We start from the raw sequence: 15855 nt of genomic DNA, 5'->3' as shown, positions 1-15855 counted from the left end.
CGCCGGTCGGAGATCATGGCGACATGAACGTCGAGACCAACCCGCCCGCGACCGGCTCCCGTGTGCCGTGGCAGGACGTCCATCCGCTGGTGCGCGAGAGGGTGGAGCACTTTCTCGGCGGGCGCGTGGTGGCGGCCCACACCCAGCCGGGAGGCTTTTCTCCCGCGGCCGCGGTCAGGATCGTCACGGAGGGCGGGCGGCGCGCGTTCGTCAAGGCCGTCGGCCCCGGGCCGAACCCCGACACCCCCCGCCTCTTCCGGTCCGAGCTCAAGATCGCCGCGGCCCTCCCCGAGTCCGTGCCCGCGCCCAGGCTGCTGGCCGGGTTCGAGGCCGAGGGCTGGGTGGCGCTGGTCTTCGAGGACGTCGAGGGCGCGCACCCCGAGGTGCCGTGGCGGCGCGATCAGCTCGACCGGGTGCTGGCCGCCATCGGAGAGATGTCGGCCGCGCTCACGCCCGCGCCCATCGCCGCGCCGCCGATCGCCGAGGTGTTCGGTGAGTCGTTCGCCGGCTGGCGGCGGCTGCTCGACGAGGACGCCGACGGCCTCGACCCTTGGGCGCTGCGCCACCTCGACGAGCTGGCCGAGCTGGAGTCCGGCTGGGCCGCCGCCGCGGCGGGCGACAGCCTGGTCCACGCCGACCTGCGGGCGGACAACATCCTGCTCGCCGGCGACCGCGTCTTCTTCGTCGACTGGCCGTGGGCCTGCGTGGGCGCGCCCTGGTTCGACCTGGTGGGCATGCTGCCGTCGGTCGGCATGCAGGGCGGGCCGCCGCCGCACGAGATCTTCCCCGATGTCGATCCGGCCGCGGTCACCTCGGTGGTCGCCGCGCTGGCCGGCTTCTTCGCCGAGCACGCCCGCCTGCCCGACCCGCCGGGGATCCCCACGGTCAGGGCGTTCCAGCGGGCTCAGGGCGTGGTCGCGCTCGACTGGCTGAAACGGCGTACCGGCTGGGTGTGAGCCGTCCTGCGGGTAGGCTAAACAGTCGTGCTGGTCCTGGCCTTTGATACCGCGACGCCCGCCGTCACCGCCGCCCTCCACGACGGGGAGCGGGTGCTCGCCGAGTCGACGACGATCGACGCCCGGCGTCATGGTGAACTGCTCGTGCCCACGGTCGAGCGGGTGCTGCGCGAGGCGGGCGCCACGCTGCGCGAGGTGAGCGCCATCGTGGCGGGCAGCGGCCCCGGGCCCTACACGGGGCTGCGCGTGGGGCTGATGACCGCTCAGGGGCTCGCCACCACGCTGGGCGTTCCCGCGTACGGCGTGTGCACGCTCGACGCGGTCGCCTATGGCAGCGGGCGCGCCGAGCCGTTCCTGGTGGCCACCGACGCGCGGCGCAAAGAGGTGTTCTGGGCGCGTTACACCGACATGCGCACCCGGCGCGACGGGCCCTTCGTCGACCGGCCCGCCGACGTCCCGGTGGAGGGGCTGCCGGTCGTGGGCGCGGGCGCCGACCTCTACCCCGACATTCTGGGCAAGAGCGACGCTCCGCCCTACCCCTACGCGGGCGCCCTGGCCGCCCTGGCGGCCGAGCGGCTGGCCGAGGGCACGCCCCTCGATCCGCCCCGCCCGATCTACCTGCGCAGGCCCGACGCGGTGGTGCCGGGCGCGCCCAAGAGGGTGACGGCGTGAAGATCAGGCCGATGACCACGGACGACCTGCCGGCGGTCATGGCGATCGAGCAGGCCACGTTCCCGCTCGACGCGTGGAGCGAGGGCATGATGCGCGGCGAGCTGGATGAGATGCCCCGTTCACGCCACTACGTGGTGGCCCTGGTCGGCGACGAGATCGTCGCCTACGCCGGGCTCGCCGCCGCCGCCGACCAGGCCGACGTGCAGACCATCGCGGTGCTGGAGCGCCACCAGGGCACCGGCATCGGCAGCGCGATGCTGACCGAGCTGCTCGGCGAGGCGCACCGCAGGGGAGCGCGGGAGATCTTCCTTGAGGTACGCGCCGACAACCCGCGCGCGCAGGCGGTCTACCGGCATTTCGGGTTCGAGGAGATCGGTACCCGTCGCCGCTACTACGACGACGGCACCGACGCGATCATGATGAGAAGGAAGCTTGGTGACTGACGCACCCCTGGTCCTGGGCATCGAGACCTCCTGCGACGAGACCGGCATCGGCATCGTCAGGGGCCACACCCTGCTGGCCAACACGATCGCCTCCAGCATGGACGAGCACGCCAGGTACGGCGGCGTGGTGCCCGAGGTCGCCTCGCGCGCCCATCTGGAGGCCATGACGCCCACCGTGGAGGCCGCACTGGCCGAAGCCGGGCTGAAGTTCTCCGACATCGACGCCATCGCCGTCACGGCCGGTCCAGGGCTGGCCGGGGCCCTGCTGGTGGGGGTCGCGGCGGCCAAGTCATATGCGCTCGGGCTCGGCGTGCCCCTCTACGGCGTCAACCACCTGGCCGCCCACGTGGCCGTCGACCAGCTCGAACACGGGCCGCTGCCCAAGCCGTGCATCGCCATGCTGGTCTCCGGCGGGCACTCCTCGCTGCTGCTCGTGCCCGACGTGGCCGAAGACGTGATCTCGCTCGGCTCGACCGTCGACGACGCGGCCGGCGAGGCGTTCGACAAGGTCGCCAGGGTGCTGGGGCTGCCGTTCCCCGGCGGGCCGCACATCGACAGGGTCGCCCGCGACGGCTCGGGCAGCGCGATCGTGTTCCCCCGCGGCAAGATCGACGACGGCACGCTCGACTTCTCCTTCTCCGGCCTCAAGACCGCCGTGGCGCGCTGGGTCGAGGCCCGCGAGGCGTCGGGCGAGTCCGTCCACGTGCCCGACGTGGCCGCCTCCTTCCAGGAGGCCGTGGTCGACGTGCTGACCCGCAAGGCGCTGCAGGCCTGCCGCAAGTACGAGGTGCGCGACCTGCTCGTCGGCGGCGGCGTGGCGGCCAACTCCCGGCTGCGGGCGCTGGCTCAGGAGCGGTGCGAGGCGGCGGGGGTGCGCCTGCGGGTGCCCAGGCCCGGCCTGTGCACCGACAACGGCGCCATGGTCGCGGCCCTGGGCTCCGACCTGGTGGCGGCCGGGGTCACGCCGTCGACGCTGGAGATCCCCGCCGACTCCTCACTGCCGATCACGACCGTTCACGTGTGAGCCCTGCCGGCTCCGGGTCAGTCCTTCGCCCTGATGGGGCGCAGGAGGGCTTCGGCCAGGGCCAGCATGGTCTCCTCCAGGGCGCCGAGGCGCCTGGTCAGGTCGTTGGTCGCCGGCGCCACGATGCCGGTGACGGTCGCGGCCAGCTCGTCGCGGTCGGGGCGCGTCCTGACCAGGTCGGTGAGGGTGTTCGCGGCGGCGGTCAGCCGCTCGGCCTGCTCGCCGGTCTGCGCCTTGACGAGCTCGCCGACCCGCTCGGGGATGGCCAGGGCGGCGGGTAGCTGGCTGACGCGCTGGTGGACGGCCTCGATGCGGTCGTCGACCGACTCCAGGTGCTCGCCGGCCTGCTGGGCGCGGGTGGCCAGGCCGTTCATGTGGGTGTCGAGGCCGTTGAAGCGGGTGTCGAGGCCGCTGACGTGGCCGTCGATCGTGTCGAGCCGGCCGCTCAGGCTCTCTTCGGCCTCGACCAGGCGCTCGTCGATGGCGTCGATCTGGTTGTCGAGCTTGTTGAAGCGGCCCTCGTTGCGGGTGGCGCCCTCGCTGAGGCGCTGGTCGGTGGCGGAGATGTGGTCGTCGAGGGCCGCGTAACGGGCGTCGATGCGGACGTCGAGCGCGTCGAAGCGGTCGTCGTGGCGGCCCAGGTGGCCGTCTACCGCGCTCAGCCGCCTGTCGACGCCGCCGAGCTGGCCGTCCATGGACATGAGGCGCTTGTCGAGGCCGCCCATCCTGCCGTCGAGGCCGTCGAGCCTGCCGTCGATGTCGGACAGGCACTCCTCGGTGGACTCCAGGCGGCCGTCGAACCCGGTCAGCCTGGTTTCGAGGCTCATGAGGCGGCCCTCGGCGCGTTCGAGCCTGGAGTCGACGCCGCTGAGCCGGGCGGCCAGCCGCTGCTCGCTCTCGCCGAGCTGGACGGCGAGGTGCTGGTCGGCCTCGTCGAGCCGGGTGGTCAGACGCTGCTCGATGTCGGACAGATGAGTGGTGAGCTGCTCGTCGGCCTCCTTGAGGCGCAGGGCCACGCGCTCGTCGGTCTCGGCGAGCTGGGCGGCGACCCGCTGGTCGGTCTCGTCGAGGCGGCTGCCGAGGCGCTGGCCCGTCTCCTCCAGCCGCGCGGTCAGCCGCTGCTCGGCGGCGTCGAGGCGGCTGCTGAGGTGCTCGTCGGTGACGTCGAGGCGCGCGGTGAGACGTTCGTCGGTCGCGTCGAGCCTGGCCGTGAGCTGCTCGCCCGTCTCCTCCAGACGGGTCGTCAGCCGCTGGTCGGTCTCGTCGAGCCTGGCGGTGAGCCGCTGGTCGGTCTCCTCCAGGCGGGTGGTCAGGCGCTGCTCGGCGGCTTCGGCCTGGGCGGACATCTGCTCGGCCGTGCCCGTCAGCCGCTCGTTGACGCTCTCGGACAGGTCGCCGACCACGATCTCGACGCGGTCGGTACGGGTGGCCAGCTCGGACATCGACTTGTCGAGCCTGGTGAACCTGCCGGCCGCGGCCTCCATACTCGAATGCAGGTTGGCCAGCGTCACGGCGAAATCGGACATTCCCTTGGTGATGCCATCAGTGGTGTCGAGCACGGACTGCAGCCGGTTGAGCGCCTCCTCCACGCTCTCGCCCACGGTGCCGAGGTCGGCCCACAGGCTCGGCAGCTCGGCGACCGGGGTGACCCTGGCGTCCACGTGGTTGACCCGCTCGCCGACGGCGTCGACGTGGTCGCGGACCGCCTCGACGTGCTGGGCCAGCCCCTCGGCCCACATCGGCGGCTTGGCGGTGATCTCGTCGAGCCGCCCGCTGACCGATTCGAGCGTGCCGCTGAGCCCGCCCAGCTCGCGCTCTCGCACCTCGCGCAGCAGCCACTCCATGCCCTCCAGCCGCTGGCGGATCTCGTCGAGCACCGCGCCCTGGGTGCGCTGCTCGTACACATGATCTTGGGCGGCACGCGCGAGGAGGTCTCGCATCCTCTCGGAGACCGCGGACTGGCCGCCTGCCTGGAGAAGGGTGGTGTGGTTGGAATGGTCCACCGAAAGGCTCCTTCGTCGCCGACGGTCTGCCGCGCAGCGGTGGGATAGGTCCGGTTTGCAAATGAACGGGCGAGAACGCGGGGCACCGCATTAGCAGGGAGAACTCCCGCCCGTCCACCTTAGCCTTTCGATCAAGGTCAGGCGGGGGCGAATCCAAAGATCGGGATTAGCTCCTGACTCACCTGTTCATGCAGGTAGAAGGGGGTTGCAGATGAGAACTGAGGGTTTGTCGAGAATTCTGGTAAGGATGATTACCGAGGAATTGTCCCCTTTGAGCCGCAAATCGGTGCGGAGCCGTTCGATGTCGACGGCGGAGCCGCGCTTTTTGATGGTGACATTTCCGATTTTTCGCTCTCGGAGTATCGCGCGCAGCTTTTTCAGTGAGAACGGGATGACGTCGGTCACTTCATACCGGGTCGCCCATGGGGTGTTCGTCGGGTCGTCGGCCGCGATGTAGGCGATCATCGGGTCGAGCAGACGGCCATCGACCATCTCGGCCACCTCGCCCACGAGGTGCGCCCGGATGGCGGCGCCGTCCGGCTCGTACACGTAGCGGCCGACGGGGCCGACAGGGGCCCGCGCGCCCGTGGCGGTCAGGGTGTGCCCGGCGGGCAGCAGGGTGGCCTGCCGGGGCCCGCCCTCGCCGGCCCAGATCGTGGCCTCCTTGACCTCGCCCTTGAAGGAGATCCACTCGGCCTGGGCGCCTTCGGGGATGAACTCGTACGGGATGCCGGGGGCGACCTTGAGGCAGGCTCTGCGGGCCCTGGAGACCAGATCGAGGACCACGGGCCAGGGCGGCGAGTAGGCCATGGGGTCGAACGTCCTGCCCCTGCTCGTACGGCGGGCCGGGTCGGCGAACAGGACGTCGTAATCCTCCGGCCTGATCGTCGCCGCGTCGGCCACGGTCACCGTCACCCGGTCGCCCAGCCCGAGCGCCTCGGCGTTGGCCCCGGCCACGGCCGCGGTCAGCGGGTCGGCGTCCACGGCCGTCACCGTGCAGCCCGCGCGCGCCAGGGCGATGAGGTCGCCGCCGATGCCGCAGCAGGCGTCCACGACCGTGGGCGAACCCGCGCCCTCGGTCAGGCGGCGGGCGCGGTGCTCGGCGACCTCGGCGCGGGTGGACTGTTCGAGGCCGTGGGGCGTGAAGTACATCGAGCCTGCGTCCTGGCCGAACTTGGCTCTGGCGCGTTCGCGCAGGGTCGCCTGGGTCAGGGCCGCCGAGGTGAGCGTCGCGTCGTACGTCCTGCGCAGCTTCGTCGCGGCGGCGACCGGGTCGGCGCCGGCGAGCTCTCCCGCCGCGGCGAGCGCCTGCCGGCCGCGCGGGGTGAGCAGCTCGTTGAAGGCGTCGAGGTCCACGTCGAACGACGTTAGCGCGACCGCGGGGGTCGAGAGGCCGCGAGGGTGGGGCTCTCACGGGGGCCGGGGGCGTCCCCGCACGACGCCGGGGTGTCGCCCAGGGAGACCAGCAGCTTGCGCAGCAGGGCCGACAGGGCCTCGCGGTCGGTGGGCGACAGCCCGGCGAGCAGGCGGTCCTCGTTGGCCGCGTGCCGCTCCAGGACGTCGTCGACCACCCGGCGCCCCTCCTCCGTGAGCGACACCAGCGTCTTGCGCCGGTTGCCCGGCGCCTGCCCGCGGGTGACCAGCCCCCGCTTGACCAGGTGGTCCATCCGGTTGGTGAGGGCGCCGGGACTGACCATCCCGGCCGTGGACATGTCCTTCATGCACATCGTGGCGTCGTCGCCGTTGCGCAGCAGCGTGGCCAGCATGTCGAACTCCCACGCCTCCAGCCCGTGCCCGGTCAGGAACTCCCTGGCCCCACGCTCCAGCAGCCGCGAGGCGCGCGACACCCGTCCGGCGACACCCATGGGGGACACGTCGACGTCGGGCCGCGTACGCGCCCATTGCCCGATGATCACATCGATCGCGTCATCCACCCTGATATCGTAGCAAAACTTTAACATTGAAATATTTGACGTTGTCACCTTGTGCGGCATGGCCTGAAGAGCCGGGCGCGTAGGCCGTCCACGTCGGCGCGGCGGGGCATCGGGGCCGACCTCGTCATAGGCTGGTGGGCCTGATCGCTCTCAGCAGACGCGTTCGTGTTGACTGTCAAGCCCCTCTTGCATATGTTTCCTGTTGGCACTCTCCCCTTGAGAGTGCCAAACGTGCGACGAGGCAGGTCTGACACCCGCGACGGCAGGCCCCGCTGGTCGCCTCTTCTAGATCATTCAAATCTGAAGGGGAGGTCCGATCGTGACGACCGCCACCAAGGTTCCCGTTAAGCCGCTCGGCGACCGCATTGTGGTTCAGCCGCTTGAGGCAGAGCAGACCACCGCTTCCGGCCTGGTCATCCCGGACACCGCCAAGGAGAAGCCGCAGGAGGGCAAGGTCCTCGCGGTGGGCCCCGGCAACTGGGATGAGGACGGCGACAAGCGGATTCCGCTCGACGTCTCCGAGGGCGACATCGTCCTCTACAGCAAGTACGGCGGCACCGAGGTCAAGTACGGCGGCGAGGAGTACCTCGTGCTCTCCGCCCGCGACGTTCTCGCGATCATCGAGAAGTAAGCCGGATGTGTCGAGCCCCGGGCGCTCTTGAGGGCGGCCGGGGCTTTCGACGCTAGGAGAGGACTTTCAGCAATGGCGAAGATCCTGGAGTTCAACGAGGACGCCCGCCGCGCGCTCGAGCGCGGCGTGAACGCCCTCGCGGACGCCGTGAAGGTAACCCTCGGCCCGCGTGGCCGCAACGTCGTCATCGACAAGAAGTTCGGTGCGCCGACGATCACGAACGACGGTGTGACCATCGCTCGTGAGATCGAGCTGGAAGAGCGCTACGAGAACCTCGGCGCCCAGCTCGCCAAGGAAGTGGCCACCAAGACCAACGACATCGCGGGCGACGGCACCACCACCGCGACCGTCCTGGCCCAGGCCATGGTCCGCGAGGGCCTGCGCAACGTGGCGGCCGGCGCCTCGCCGCTGTCGCTCAAGCGCGGCATCGACAAGGCCGCCAGGGAGATCAGCGACAAGCTGCTCGCCAGCGCCCGGCCGGTCGAGGACAAGAAGGAGATCGCCAACGTCGCGACGATCTCCGCTCAGGACGCGCAGATCGGCGACCTGATCGCCGAGGCGTTCGACAAGGTGGGCAAGGACGGTGTCCTCACCGTCGAAGAGTCCAACGCCATGGGCATGGAGCTCGAGTTCACCGAGGGCATGCAGTTCGACAAGGGCTACCTGTCGGCCTACATGGTCACCGACCCCGAGCGCATGGAGTCGGTCCTCGAGGACGCCTACATCCTGATCACCCAGGGCAAGATCGCCTCCATCGCGGACTTCCTGCCGCTGCTGGAGAAGATCGCCCAGACGAAGAAGCCGCTCCTGGTGATCGCCGAGGACGTCGAGGGCGAGGCCCTGGCCGTTCTGGTCACCAACAAGATCCGCGGCACCTTCACCTCCGTGGCCGTCAAGGCCCCGGGCTTCGGCGACCGCCGCAAGGCGATGCTGCAGGACATCGCGATCCTCACCGGCGGCCAGGTCGTCAGCGAGGAGGTCGGCCTCAAGCTGGAGCACGTCGGTCTCGAAGTGCTCGGCCAGGCCCGCCGCGTCGTGGTGACCAAGGACAACACGACCATCGTCGACGGCGCAGGCGACCAGCAGGCCATCGAGGACCGGGTCAAGGAGATCAAGATTGCCGTCGAGCAGTCCGACTCCGACTGGGACCGCGAGAAGCTGCAGGAGCGTCTGGCCAAGCTCGCCGGCGGTGTGTGCGTGCTGCGTGTCGGCGCGGCCACCGAGGTGGAGCTGAAGGAGAAGAAGCACCGCCTCGAGGACGCGATCTCCGCCACGCGCGCCGCGATCGAGGAGGGCATCGTCTCCGGCGGTGGCTCCGCGCTCATCCACGTCTCCAAGGAGATCGACGACCTCGGCCTGACGGGCGACGAGGCCACCGGTGTCGGCGTCGTGCGCCGCGCGCTGGTCGAGCCGGCCCGCTGGATCGCCGAGAACGCCGGTCTGGAGGGCTACGTGGTGACGCACAAGGTCGCCGAGCTCTCCGCCGGTCAGGGCCTCAACGCCGCCACCGGCGAGTACGGCGACCTGATCGCCCAGGGCGTCATCGACCCGGTCAAGGTCACGCGGTCGGCTGTGCAGAATGCGGCTTCCATCGCCGGCATGCTGCTCACCACCGAGGCCCTCGTGGTCGACAAGCCCGAGGAGGAGGCCCCGGCCGCCGGCCAGGGTCACGGGCACGGGCACGGCCACTGACCTTTTCTCCCGCCGTTCATGGCCCGCACCCGGAGGGGGTGCGGGCCATGCGCGTTTCCGGGCCAGGAACATGCGGCGCCGCCCGGGGGAGCTTGTGGGTCGGCGGGGGGAAGTGGGGGAAAAGGTGGATTAATGGAGTAAACCAGGGGTGGGCGATAAGCGTCGGGGGTCTGACAATTGTCGCGCATTCTGGGTTATGGGATGAAACATTATGTCAGCAGATAAGGCTTAGTGTGGTCATTTGATTACGGGCGGTTATCGTCGCTTCAATGTGACCAATCCGTAGCCGTTCGCCATGACGACAGGCCGGATCAGTGCGGGCATAGTGCCTATCGTGAGCGAGGGAAGCGTCGCCGACGCCAAAATTGGGGTAAGGCTCGCGTCGAGACTTCCGGCACGGACGGATGACTCCGACCTTAGGGAACTGACGAGCCTTGCCGTGCAGGGAGATCGCAGTGCGATCGAATCCCTGCTCGGTGAGTTGCGTCCAATGGTGGTGCGGTATTGCCGTGCCAGGCTGGGCAGGGTTTCAGGGCAATATCACATTGCCGATGACGTGGCCCAGGAGGTGTGCATCGCGGTCCTGTCCGCGCTGCCGCGATACCGGGACATGGGGCGGCCTTTCGCGTCCTTCGTCTTCGGGATCGCCTCGCACAAGGTGGCCGACGCGTTGCGGAGCTCCGTGCGCTCGGCCGTGCCGACCCAGAATCTGCCCGATGGACCTGACGACGGGCCGGGGCCCGAGGAAACGGTCGTCCGGTACATCGAGGTGGAGCACGCGCGCAGGCTGCTGGCCCGGTTGCCGGACAACCAGCGGGAGTTGCTGCTGTTGCGGGTGGTGTCGGGACTGTCTGCCGAGGAGACCGGTAATGTACTCGGTATGTCACCAGGTGCGGTCCGCGTCGCTCAACATCGGGCGTTGGCCAGGTTGCGGCAGATGGCGGAGCTGGAGTCGGCTTGACGCCAGAGGAAGAGACCGACGCGCTGCTCGATGCGCTCGGTCGTGGAGAGGTGCCTGCCTCAGGCGATCCAGCCGTGCGGCTGCTGGCCGCGCTGCTCGATGATGTCGGTCAGCGGCGTTCCTCCGTGTCGATGACGCCGTCGACATAGCCTCTGGCGTACTCCCAGCTGACGTAGTCGGCCGGGTCTGGGTGAAAGGCCGGCTCGTGTACCTGTGGCTGGCCTCTCTCGATCATTTGTCGTAGGTTGCCGCGCAGCAGCTCCCAGTCGAAGAAGTGCTGCTCACCGCATTCCGGGCAGTCGAGCACGAGGCCCAGCACGCCCTGCGGTTCGAGCAGGGAGCGAAAGACCTCGACGTCGGCGAGGTCGGTGATGGCCTCGTCGCGCTCGGCTGCGGTGAGTGGCTCGGCGTCGTCGAGGGCGCCCATCGCAGAGGAAGGGTCGTTCGGGTCGTCCGCGAACGGGTCGCGGGGGACGTCTTCCAGCACCTTCCCACCATATGACCGATGCGGCCTCAGCGGTGGGTATTGGCTCAGCCGTCTGTGCCCTCCCGCGGCCAAAGGGCCGGCTCCGGTGGCCTGATCGGCGTGGGGTGGGTCAGGTCAGCCAGCCGCGGCGGGTTGCTTCGACGCCCGCGTGGAAGCGGGACTGCGCGCCCAGTTCGGCGATGGCTTCGGCGAATCTGGCCCGGACCGTGCGGACGGAGACCCCCAGGTGGCGGGCTATCGAGTCGTCGCACATGCCCTGCGCGGCCAGCCGCAGCACCTGGACCATCCCGTCGCCTCTGCGTCCCCACGGCAGTGGCACGGCGCGGCCCCAGAGTTCGCCGAAGAAGGCGCGCAGCACGCCGACCACCGTCGAGGTGCGGACGAAGTAGAAGTTGTAGGCGTGGTCGGGCAGGTTGGCGCCCCAGAACGGGGGCAGCCCCGCGACCTCCGCCCCCGCGGTCATGAACCAGCTCGGCACCCGGTCCAGCGTGCGTACTTTGCCGCCGGTCTCGGTCAGGCGGGTGAGCTGATCGCGGACGCCGGGCAGGTTGAGGGTGCTTACCGGAACGATCAGATGAACGGTGAGCAGATTTCGTTTCTGCGCATCAATCCATGGATCCGCAAATTTCCGCGCAAAGTCGGTGATGCTGCGTTCGTCCGGAACGGCGGTTAGTAATTCCATTGGCGGCGTTTGCAGGGCGATGCCGACCACGCTTTCGTACAGCACATCCGCCCCGCTCACCATCTCCACCGTGAACGGCCCGCTTTGATAGGCGCGACCGGCGTCATAGTCGCGGATGAGCGCGCGGATCGAGCCGAGCGCCGAGTCGATCATCCGGCTCTCCTCGGCCAGTCGGTCGAGACGCTGGGTGATGACCCGCCCGAGTGCCGCGGCGGGGTGTCTGGCCAGGTACTGGCCCGATTGTTCGTCGATCACGCCCAGCTTGACGAGGTCGTCGAGTTGCCGGCCGACCTTGTCGACCTGGCCGTCGGTGGCCTGGGCGAGATCGGTGCGCGTCGCTCTGTGCAGGCGCAGCACCGCGGAGTACAGCGCGGTCTGTGCCGGGTCGAGGCCCAGCGTCTCAAAGGGATCAGACATGATTTGGGGCTCGTTGCGCATTTTGGGCGGCTCCGTCGGGGGGACACGGGCGTGCCGCGAGGATAACCCCGCAATGCGCTCCTGTCCGCTGCTTGTGCCTACTGGGGTTCACCGATTGCGCGAACTCGTGCGTCCACAGGGTGATCCAGTCTGCAACTTCGTGCAATTGCACGTTTTCACCTTGCGTTGTTCCGGTGAGTAACGCAAGATTTACTTAGCGTCGGCATCCTGAAGAGGCGCGGTGGGGCCGCCCATCAGGACGCGGAGGGGGGTTCGGTGGTGCCAAGCACCACCCTGCCTGGATGCCGGTGGCCGGGGGATGGGACGGATCACCGACCGTCCCATCCCCCGGCACTTTGCGATGCCGGGAGTACGACGGACCGTGGGGGTCATCGTGCTCCCGGCATCCTTGCGTTTTGCCGCACCCTCTAGAATTGGCGAAACAACGCAACGGCAGGAGGGGGCCGCAGCATGTCCAAGTTCACCGAGGTGGGTCTGACCTTCGATGACGTGCTGTTGGTACCGGGGTATTCGGATCTTCAGCCGGGTGAGGCCGACACCGCGTCGCGGCTCTCCCGGGGCATCACCCTGTCGATCCCGCTGGTCTCCGCGGCCATGGACACTGTCACCGAGGCTCGCATGGCGGTCGCCATGGCCCGTCAGGGCGGCATCGGCATCCTGCACCGCAACCTCTCGGTCGAGGAGCAGGCCCAGCAGGTCGACCTGGTCAAGCGGTCCGAGGCCGGCATGGTCACCAACCCGGTCACGTGCAGCCCGGACGACACGCTGGCCGACGTCGAGCGGCTGTGCGCGACGTACCGGATCTCGGGTGTGCCCGTGACGGACGTGTCCGGCACGCTCGTCGGGATCGTGACAAATCGCGACATGCGATTCGAGGCCGACCACTCGCGGCCCGTCCGCGAGGTCATGAGCAAGATGCCCCTCGTCACCGCCCCCGTCGGCGTGTCGCGCGACGACGCGTTCGCCCTGCTGAGGCAGAACAAGATCGAGAAGCTGCCCCTGGTCGACTCCGAGGGCAGGCTGCGCGGCCTGATCACGGTCAAAGACTTCACCAAGAGCGAGCAATATCCGCTGGCCACGAAAGACCCCGACGGCCGGCTCGTCGTGGGCGCGGCCGTGGGCGTCGGCGGCGACGCGGAGCTGCGGGCCAAGGCGCTGATCGAGGCCGGGGTCGACGTGGTGGTCGTGGACGTGGCCCACGGCCACTCCAAGGGGCTGGCCGAGATGATCGCCAAGATCAAGGCCAACAGCAAGGTCCAGGTCATCGGCGGCAACATCGCGACGAGGGCCGGTGCCCAGATGCTGGTGGACGCGGGCGTCGACGCGGTCAAGGTGGGCGTGGGGCCCGGCTCGATCTGCACCACCCGCGTCGTGGCCGGGGTCGGCGCGCCGCAGGTCACCGCCATCCACGAGGCATCCAAGGCGTGCGCGCCCGCGGGCGTGCCGGTGATCGGCGACGGCGGCCTGCAGTACTCCGGCGACATCGTCAAGGCGATCGCCGCCGGCGCCGACACGGTCATGCTGGGCTCGCTGCTGGCCGGGTGCGAAGAGTCGCCCGGCGAGCTGATCTTCATCAACGGCAAGCAGTTCAAGTCGTACCGGGGCATGGGGTCGCTGGGCGCCGTACGCAACCGCGAGCGCGGCGGCACCTCCTTCAGCAAGGACCGCTACGCCCAGGCCGACGTCGGCGGCGAGGACAAGTACATCCCCGAGGGCATCGAGGGCCAGGTGCCCTACCGCGGCCCCGTGGCGGCCGTCGCCCACCAGCTCATCGGCGGGCTGCGCCAGGGCATGTGGTACGCCGGCTGCCGCACGATCACGCAGATGCACACCGACTGCGAGCTCATGCCGATCACGGCCGCGGGCCTCAAGGAGAGCCACCCCCACGACATCCAGATGACCGTGGAAGCTCCGAACTATCACAGAAGGTAAGTCCATGACACAGCAGGTGGAGATCGGCCGGGGCAAGGCCGGGCGGCGGGCGTACTCGCTGGACGAGATCGGCCTGGTGCCCTCGCGGCGCACCCGCGATCCCGAGGAGGTGTCGATCGCCTGGCAGATCGACGCCTACCGGTTCGAGCTGCCCGTGGTCGTCGCGCCCATGGACAGCGTGGTCTCGCCGGCCACCGCGATCGAGATCGGGCGGCTCGGCGGGCTGGCGCCGCTCGACCTCGAAGGGTTGTGGACGCGTTATGAGGACCCGCTGCCACTGCTGGAGGAGGCCGCCGCCCTCGACACCGCGGCGGCCACCAAACGCCTCCAGGAGATCTACACCGCGCCGATCAAGGAAGAGCTGATCGGCCGCAGGATCGAGGAGATCCGCGCCTCCGGCGTGACCACGGCCGTGCGGCTGTCGCCGCAGCGCACCGTCCAGTACCACAAGGCGGTCATCGACGCGGGCATCGACATCTTCGTCATCCGCGGCACCACCGTCTCCGCCGAGCACGTGTCGGGCCGGGCCGAGCCGCTCAACCTCAAGCAGTTCATCTACGAGCTGGACGTCCCGGTCATCGTGGGCGGCTGCGCCACCCACACCGCCGCGCTCCACCTGATGCGGACGGGCGCGGCCGGCGTGCTGGTCGGGTTCGGCGGCGGCGCCTCCCACACCACGCGCAACGTCCTCGGCGTGGCCGTGCCGATGGCCACCGCGATCTCCGACGTGGCCGCAGCGCGCCGCGACTACATGGACGAGTCGGGCGGGCGCTACGTGCACGTGATCGCCGACGGCGGCATGGGCACCTCCGGCGACATCGCCAAGGCCATCGCGTGCGGGGCCGACGCCGTGATGGTGGGCTCGCCGTTGGCCAGGGCGGTCGAGGCCCCCGGGCACGGGTTCCACTGGGGCTCGGAGGCGCACCACCCCGATCTGCCGCGGGGGCGGCGGGTCGCGTTCGGGACCGTGGGGACGCTGGAGCAGATCCTGCACGGGCCCTCGAGCGTGGCCGACGGCTCGATGAACCTGATGGGCGCGCTGAAGCGCACCATGGCGTCCACGGGCTACTCCGACATCAAGGAGTTCCAGCGGGTCGAGGTCGTGGTGGCGCCGATCGCGCGGTAGGTAATGTTCTGGCCATGGAATCCCTTGAGGAGAGGATCGCCCGGCTTGAGCGGCAGGTCGCTTACCTCCAGCGGCATCTCGGCGTCGATCCCTCGCTGATCGACGCCGTGCCCGGCGGTCCCGCCCTGCCACCGGACTTCTACCAGGCCCTTCAGAAGGGCAAAACGATCCAGGCCATCAAGATCTACCGGCAGACGACGGGAGCCTCCCTGCTCGTCGCCAAGAACACGGTCGAGGCCATGCAGCGCAGGATCGCGCTGGAGTCCTAGCTTGCACGCGTGTAGGTCATCACCACCGCCCCGTTGCTGAACGTCCGCGTGCCGGTCAGGGTGAACACCTGGGGGCCGAACGCGCCGTGGAAGGCCGGGATGCCGGCCCCGGCGACCACCGGGTAGCACTTGATGATCAGCTCGTCGATCTCCGGCAGGAGCTGGGCGGCGAGGTTGCCGCCGCCGCAGAGCCAGACGTCCATGCCCGGCTCCTGCTTCAGCCGGCGGACGAGCCCGGCGGGGTCGCCGGGGATCAGCTCCACGGCCGGGTCGTCGACGCTCTTGATCGTGCTGGAGACGACGTACTGCCTCATGTGCGCGTACGGGCTGGTCACGCCGACGGCCAGGCCGAGCTCGTAGGTGCCTCGGCCCATGATCACGGTGTCGAAGCGCTGGTTGGGCGTGTCGAGGCCGATCTGCGCCCGTATGTGGGTGGGGACGGTCTCGGGGACCTGGGAGGTGATGTCGGCCGCCATGTCGTCGGCCAGCGGGTAGAAGTCGACCTCGCCGTTCGGGCCGGCGATGTAGCCGTCGATCGAGGTGCCGACGTAGTAGACGAGCTTCCGCAAAACTGCTCCAAGTGAAGTACTATGAGTGAAGTGGTT

16 protein-coding genes are annotated in these 15855 nt (G+C 69.6%); 10 read left to right on the top strand and 6 right to left on the bottom strand.

The features are described 5' to 3' along the window. The first annotated feature begins 23 nt into the window (after positions 1-23). Genes ACFOY2_RS26245 through tsaD form a run of 4 tightly spaced genes read left to right on the top strand, consistent with a single transcriptional unit; the run spans position 24 to position 3095 of the window. Positions 24-956 carry an aminoglycoside phosphotransferase family protein gene (locus ACFOY2_RS26245; protein ID WP_379530744.1) on the top strand — a complete coding sequence of 311 codons (933 nt, stop codon included), beginning with the start codon at positions 24-26 and terminating at the stop codon, positions 954-956. A gap of 27 nt (positions 957-983) precedes the next feature. After that, on the top strand, positions 984-1628 hold the full coding sequence (gene tsaB, locus ACFOY2_RS26240; RefSeq protein ID WP_357830164.1) for a tRNA (adenosine(37)-N6)-threonylcarbamoyltransferase complex dimerization subunit type 1 TsaB: 645 nt from the start codon (positions 984-986) through the stop codon (positions 1626-1628). Between the two features lie 11 nt (positions 1629-1639). Then, entirely contained in the window at positions 1640-2071 is a 432-nt protein-coding gene (rimI, locus tag ACFOY2_RS26235; RefSeq protein WP_379530788.1) for a ribosomal protein S18-alanine N-acetyltransferase, read from the top strand. Next, positions 2064-3095, top strand: coding sequence for a tRNA (adenosine(37)-N6)-threonylcarbamoyltransferase complex transferase subunit TsaD (gene tsaD / locus ACFOY2_RS26230; RefSeq protein WP_379530743.1), 1032 nt, complete (start codon positions 2064-2066; stop codon positions 3093-3095). The genes rimI and tsaD overlap by 8 nt, the downstream gene beginning before the upstream one ends. A 17-nt stretch (positions 3096-3112) precedes the next feature. On the opposite strand, the gene ACFOY2_RS26225 is transcribed toward tsaD, so the two are convergent. The 3 genes from ACFOY2_RS26225 to ACFOY2_RS26215 form a co-directional block, all read right to left on the bottom strand. Continuing rightward, on the bottom strand, positions 3113-5098 hold the full coding sequence (locus ACFOY2_RS26225; protein ID WP_379530742.1) for a hypothetical protein: 1986 nt from the start codon (positions 5096-5098) through the stop codon (positions 3113-3115). A gap of 186 nt (positions 5099-5284) precedes the next feature. Beyond that, the gene (locus ACFOY2_RS26220) at positions 5285-6454 is read right to left on the bottom strand and encodes a class I SAM-dependent methyltransferase (RefSeq protein WP_379530741.1); all 1170 of its coding nucleotides are present in this window, start codon (positions 6452-6454) and stop codon (positions 5285-5287) included. Positions 6455-6465: 11 nt separating this feature from the next. After that, the gene (locus ACFOY2_RS26215; protein WP_379530740.1) at positions 6466-7032 is read right to left on the bottom strand and encodes a MarR family winged helix-turn-helix transcriptional regulator; all 567 of its coding nucleotides are present in this window, start codon (positions 7030-7032) and stop codon (positions 6466-6468) included. A 319-nt stretch (positions 7033-7351) separates the two neighbouring features. On the opposite strand from ACFOY2_RS26215, the gene groES reads away from it, so the two are divergent. The 3 genes from groES to ACFOY2_RS26200 all read left to right on the top strand — a co-directional run bounded on the left by groES (position 7352) and on the right by ACFOY2_RS26200 (position 10316). Then, a complete protein-coding gene (groES, locus tag ACFOY2_RS26210; RefSeq protein WP_043623565.1) occupies positions 7352-7663 on the top strand; it encodes a co-chaperone GroES in 312 nt (103 codons plus the stop codon). 72 nt (positions 7664-7735) lie between these two features. Then, on the top strand, positions 7736-9355 hold the full coding sequence (gene groL, locus ACFOY2_RS26205) for a chaperonin GroEL (RefSeq protein WP_379530739.1): 1620 nt from the start codon (positions 7736-7738) through the stop codon (positions 9353-9355). A gap of 325 nt (positions 9356-9680) precedes the next feature. Next, positions 9681-10316 carry a sigma-70 family RNA polymerase sigma factor gene (locus tag ACFOY2_RS26200; protein WP_379530787.1) on the top strand — a complete coding sequence of 212 codons (636 nt, stop codon included), beginning with the start codon at positions 9681-9683 and terminating at the stop codon, positions 10314-10316. A 109-nt stretch (positions 10317-10425) separates the two neighbouring features. Here the strand turns inward: ACFOY2_RS26200 and ACFOY2_RS26195 are convergent, their stop codons facing one another. Together ACFOY2_RS26195 and ACFOY2_RS26190 are read right to left on the bottom strand one after the other, a co-directional pair. Beyond that, positions 10426-10803, bottom strand: coding sequence for a DUF5319 domain-containing protein (locus ACFOY2_RS26195; protein WP_379530738.1), 378 nt, complete (start codon positions 10801-10803; stop codon positions 10426-10428). A 109-nt stretch (positions 10804-10912) separates the two neighbouring features. Continuing rightward, entirely contained in the window at positions 10913-11902 is a 990-nt protein-coding gene (locus tag ACFOY2_RS26190; RefSeq protein ID WP_379530737.1) for a helix-turn-helix transcriptional regulator, read from the bottom strand. A gap of 471 nt (positions 11903-12373) precedes the next feature. On the opposite strand from ACFOY2_RS26190, the gene guaB reads away from it, so the two are divergent. From guaB to ACFOY2_RS26175, 3 genes are read left to right on the top strand one after another with little or no spacing between them, the layout of a single operon-like run. Further along, a complete protein-coding gene (gene guaB / locus ACFOY2_RS26185; RefSeq protein ID WP_379530736.1) occupies positions 12374-13855 on the top strand; it encodes an IMP dehydrogenase in 1482 nt (493 codons plus the stop codon). A 4-nt stretch (positions 13856-13859) separates the two neighbouring features. Continuing rightward, positions 13860-14981, top strand: a complete 1122-nt coding sequence (locus ACFOY2_RS26180) for a GuaB3 family IMP dehydrogenase-related protein (RefSeq protein ID WP_379530735.1) — start codon at positions 13860-13862, stop codon at positions 14979-14981. A gap of 14 nt (positions 14982-14995) precedes the next feature. Continuing rightward, entirely contained in the window at positions 14996-15250 is a 255-nt protein-coding gene (locus ACFOY2_RS26175; RefSeq protein WP_379530734.1) for a hypothetical protein, read from the top strand. Here the strand turns inward: ACFOY2_RS26175 and ACFOY2_RS26170 are convergent. After that, the gene (locus ACFOY2_RS26170) at positions 15247-15819 is read right to left on the bottom strand and encodes a dihydrofolate reductase family protein (protein ID WP_379530733.1); all 573 of its coding nucleotides are present in this window, start codon (positions 15817-15819) and stop codon (positions 15247-15249) included. The genes ACFOY2_RS26175 and ACFOY2_RS26170 overlap by 4 nt on opposite strands. Positions 15820-15855 lie beyond the last annotated feature (36 nt).

The sequence above is a fragment of the Nonomuraea purpurea genome (assembly GCF_042650645.1).
Classification (GTDB): domain Bacteria; phylum Actinomycetota; class Actinomycetes; order Streptosporangiales; family Streptosporangiaceae; genus Nonomuraea; species Nonomuraea purpurea.
Note: the sequence above shows the minus strand (reverse complement) of the source record. Positions and strands in the feature narration are given on the sequence as shown.

Excerpts from the sequence above, each read along its gene's own strand:
- ACFOY2_RS26245 (WP_379530744.1), top strand. The coding sequence starts at position 24 with ATGAACGTCGAGACCAACCCGCCCGCGACCGGCTCCCGTGTGCCGTGG.
- rimI (WP_379530788.1), top strand. The coding sequence starts at position 1,640 with ATGACCACGGACGACCTGCCGGCGGTCATGGCGATCGAGCAGGCCACG.
- groL (WP_379530739.1), top strand. The coding sequence starts at position 7,736 with ATGGCGAAGATCCTGGAGTTCAACGAGGACGCCCGCCGCGCGCTCGAG.
- ACFOY2_RS26190 (WP_379530737.1), bottom strand. The coding sequence starts at position 11,902 with ATGTCTGATCCCTTTGAGACGCTGGGCCTCGACCCGGCACAGACCGCG.
- guaB (WP_379530736.1), top strand. The coding sequence starts at position 12,374 with ATGTCCAAGTTCACCGAGGTGGGTCTGACCTTCGATGACGTGCTGTTG.
- ACFOY2_RS26180 (WP_379530735.1), top strand. The coding sequence starts at position 13,860 with ATGACACAGCAGGTGGAGATCGGCCGGGGCAAGGCCGGGCGGCGGGCG.
- ACFOY2_RS26175 (WP_379530734.1), top strand. The coding sequence starts at position 14,996 with ATGGAATCCCTTGAGGAGAGGATCGCCCGGCTTGAGCGGCAGGTCGCT.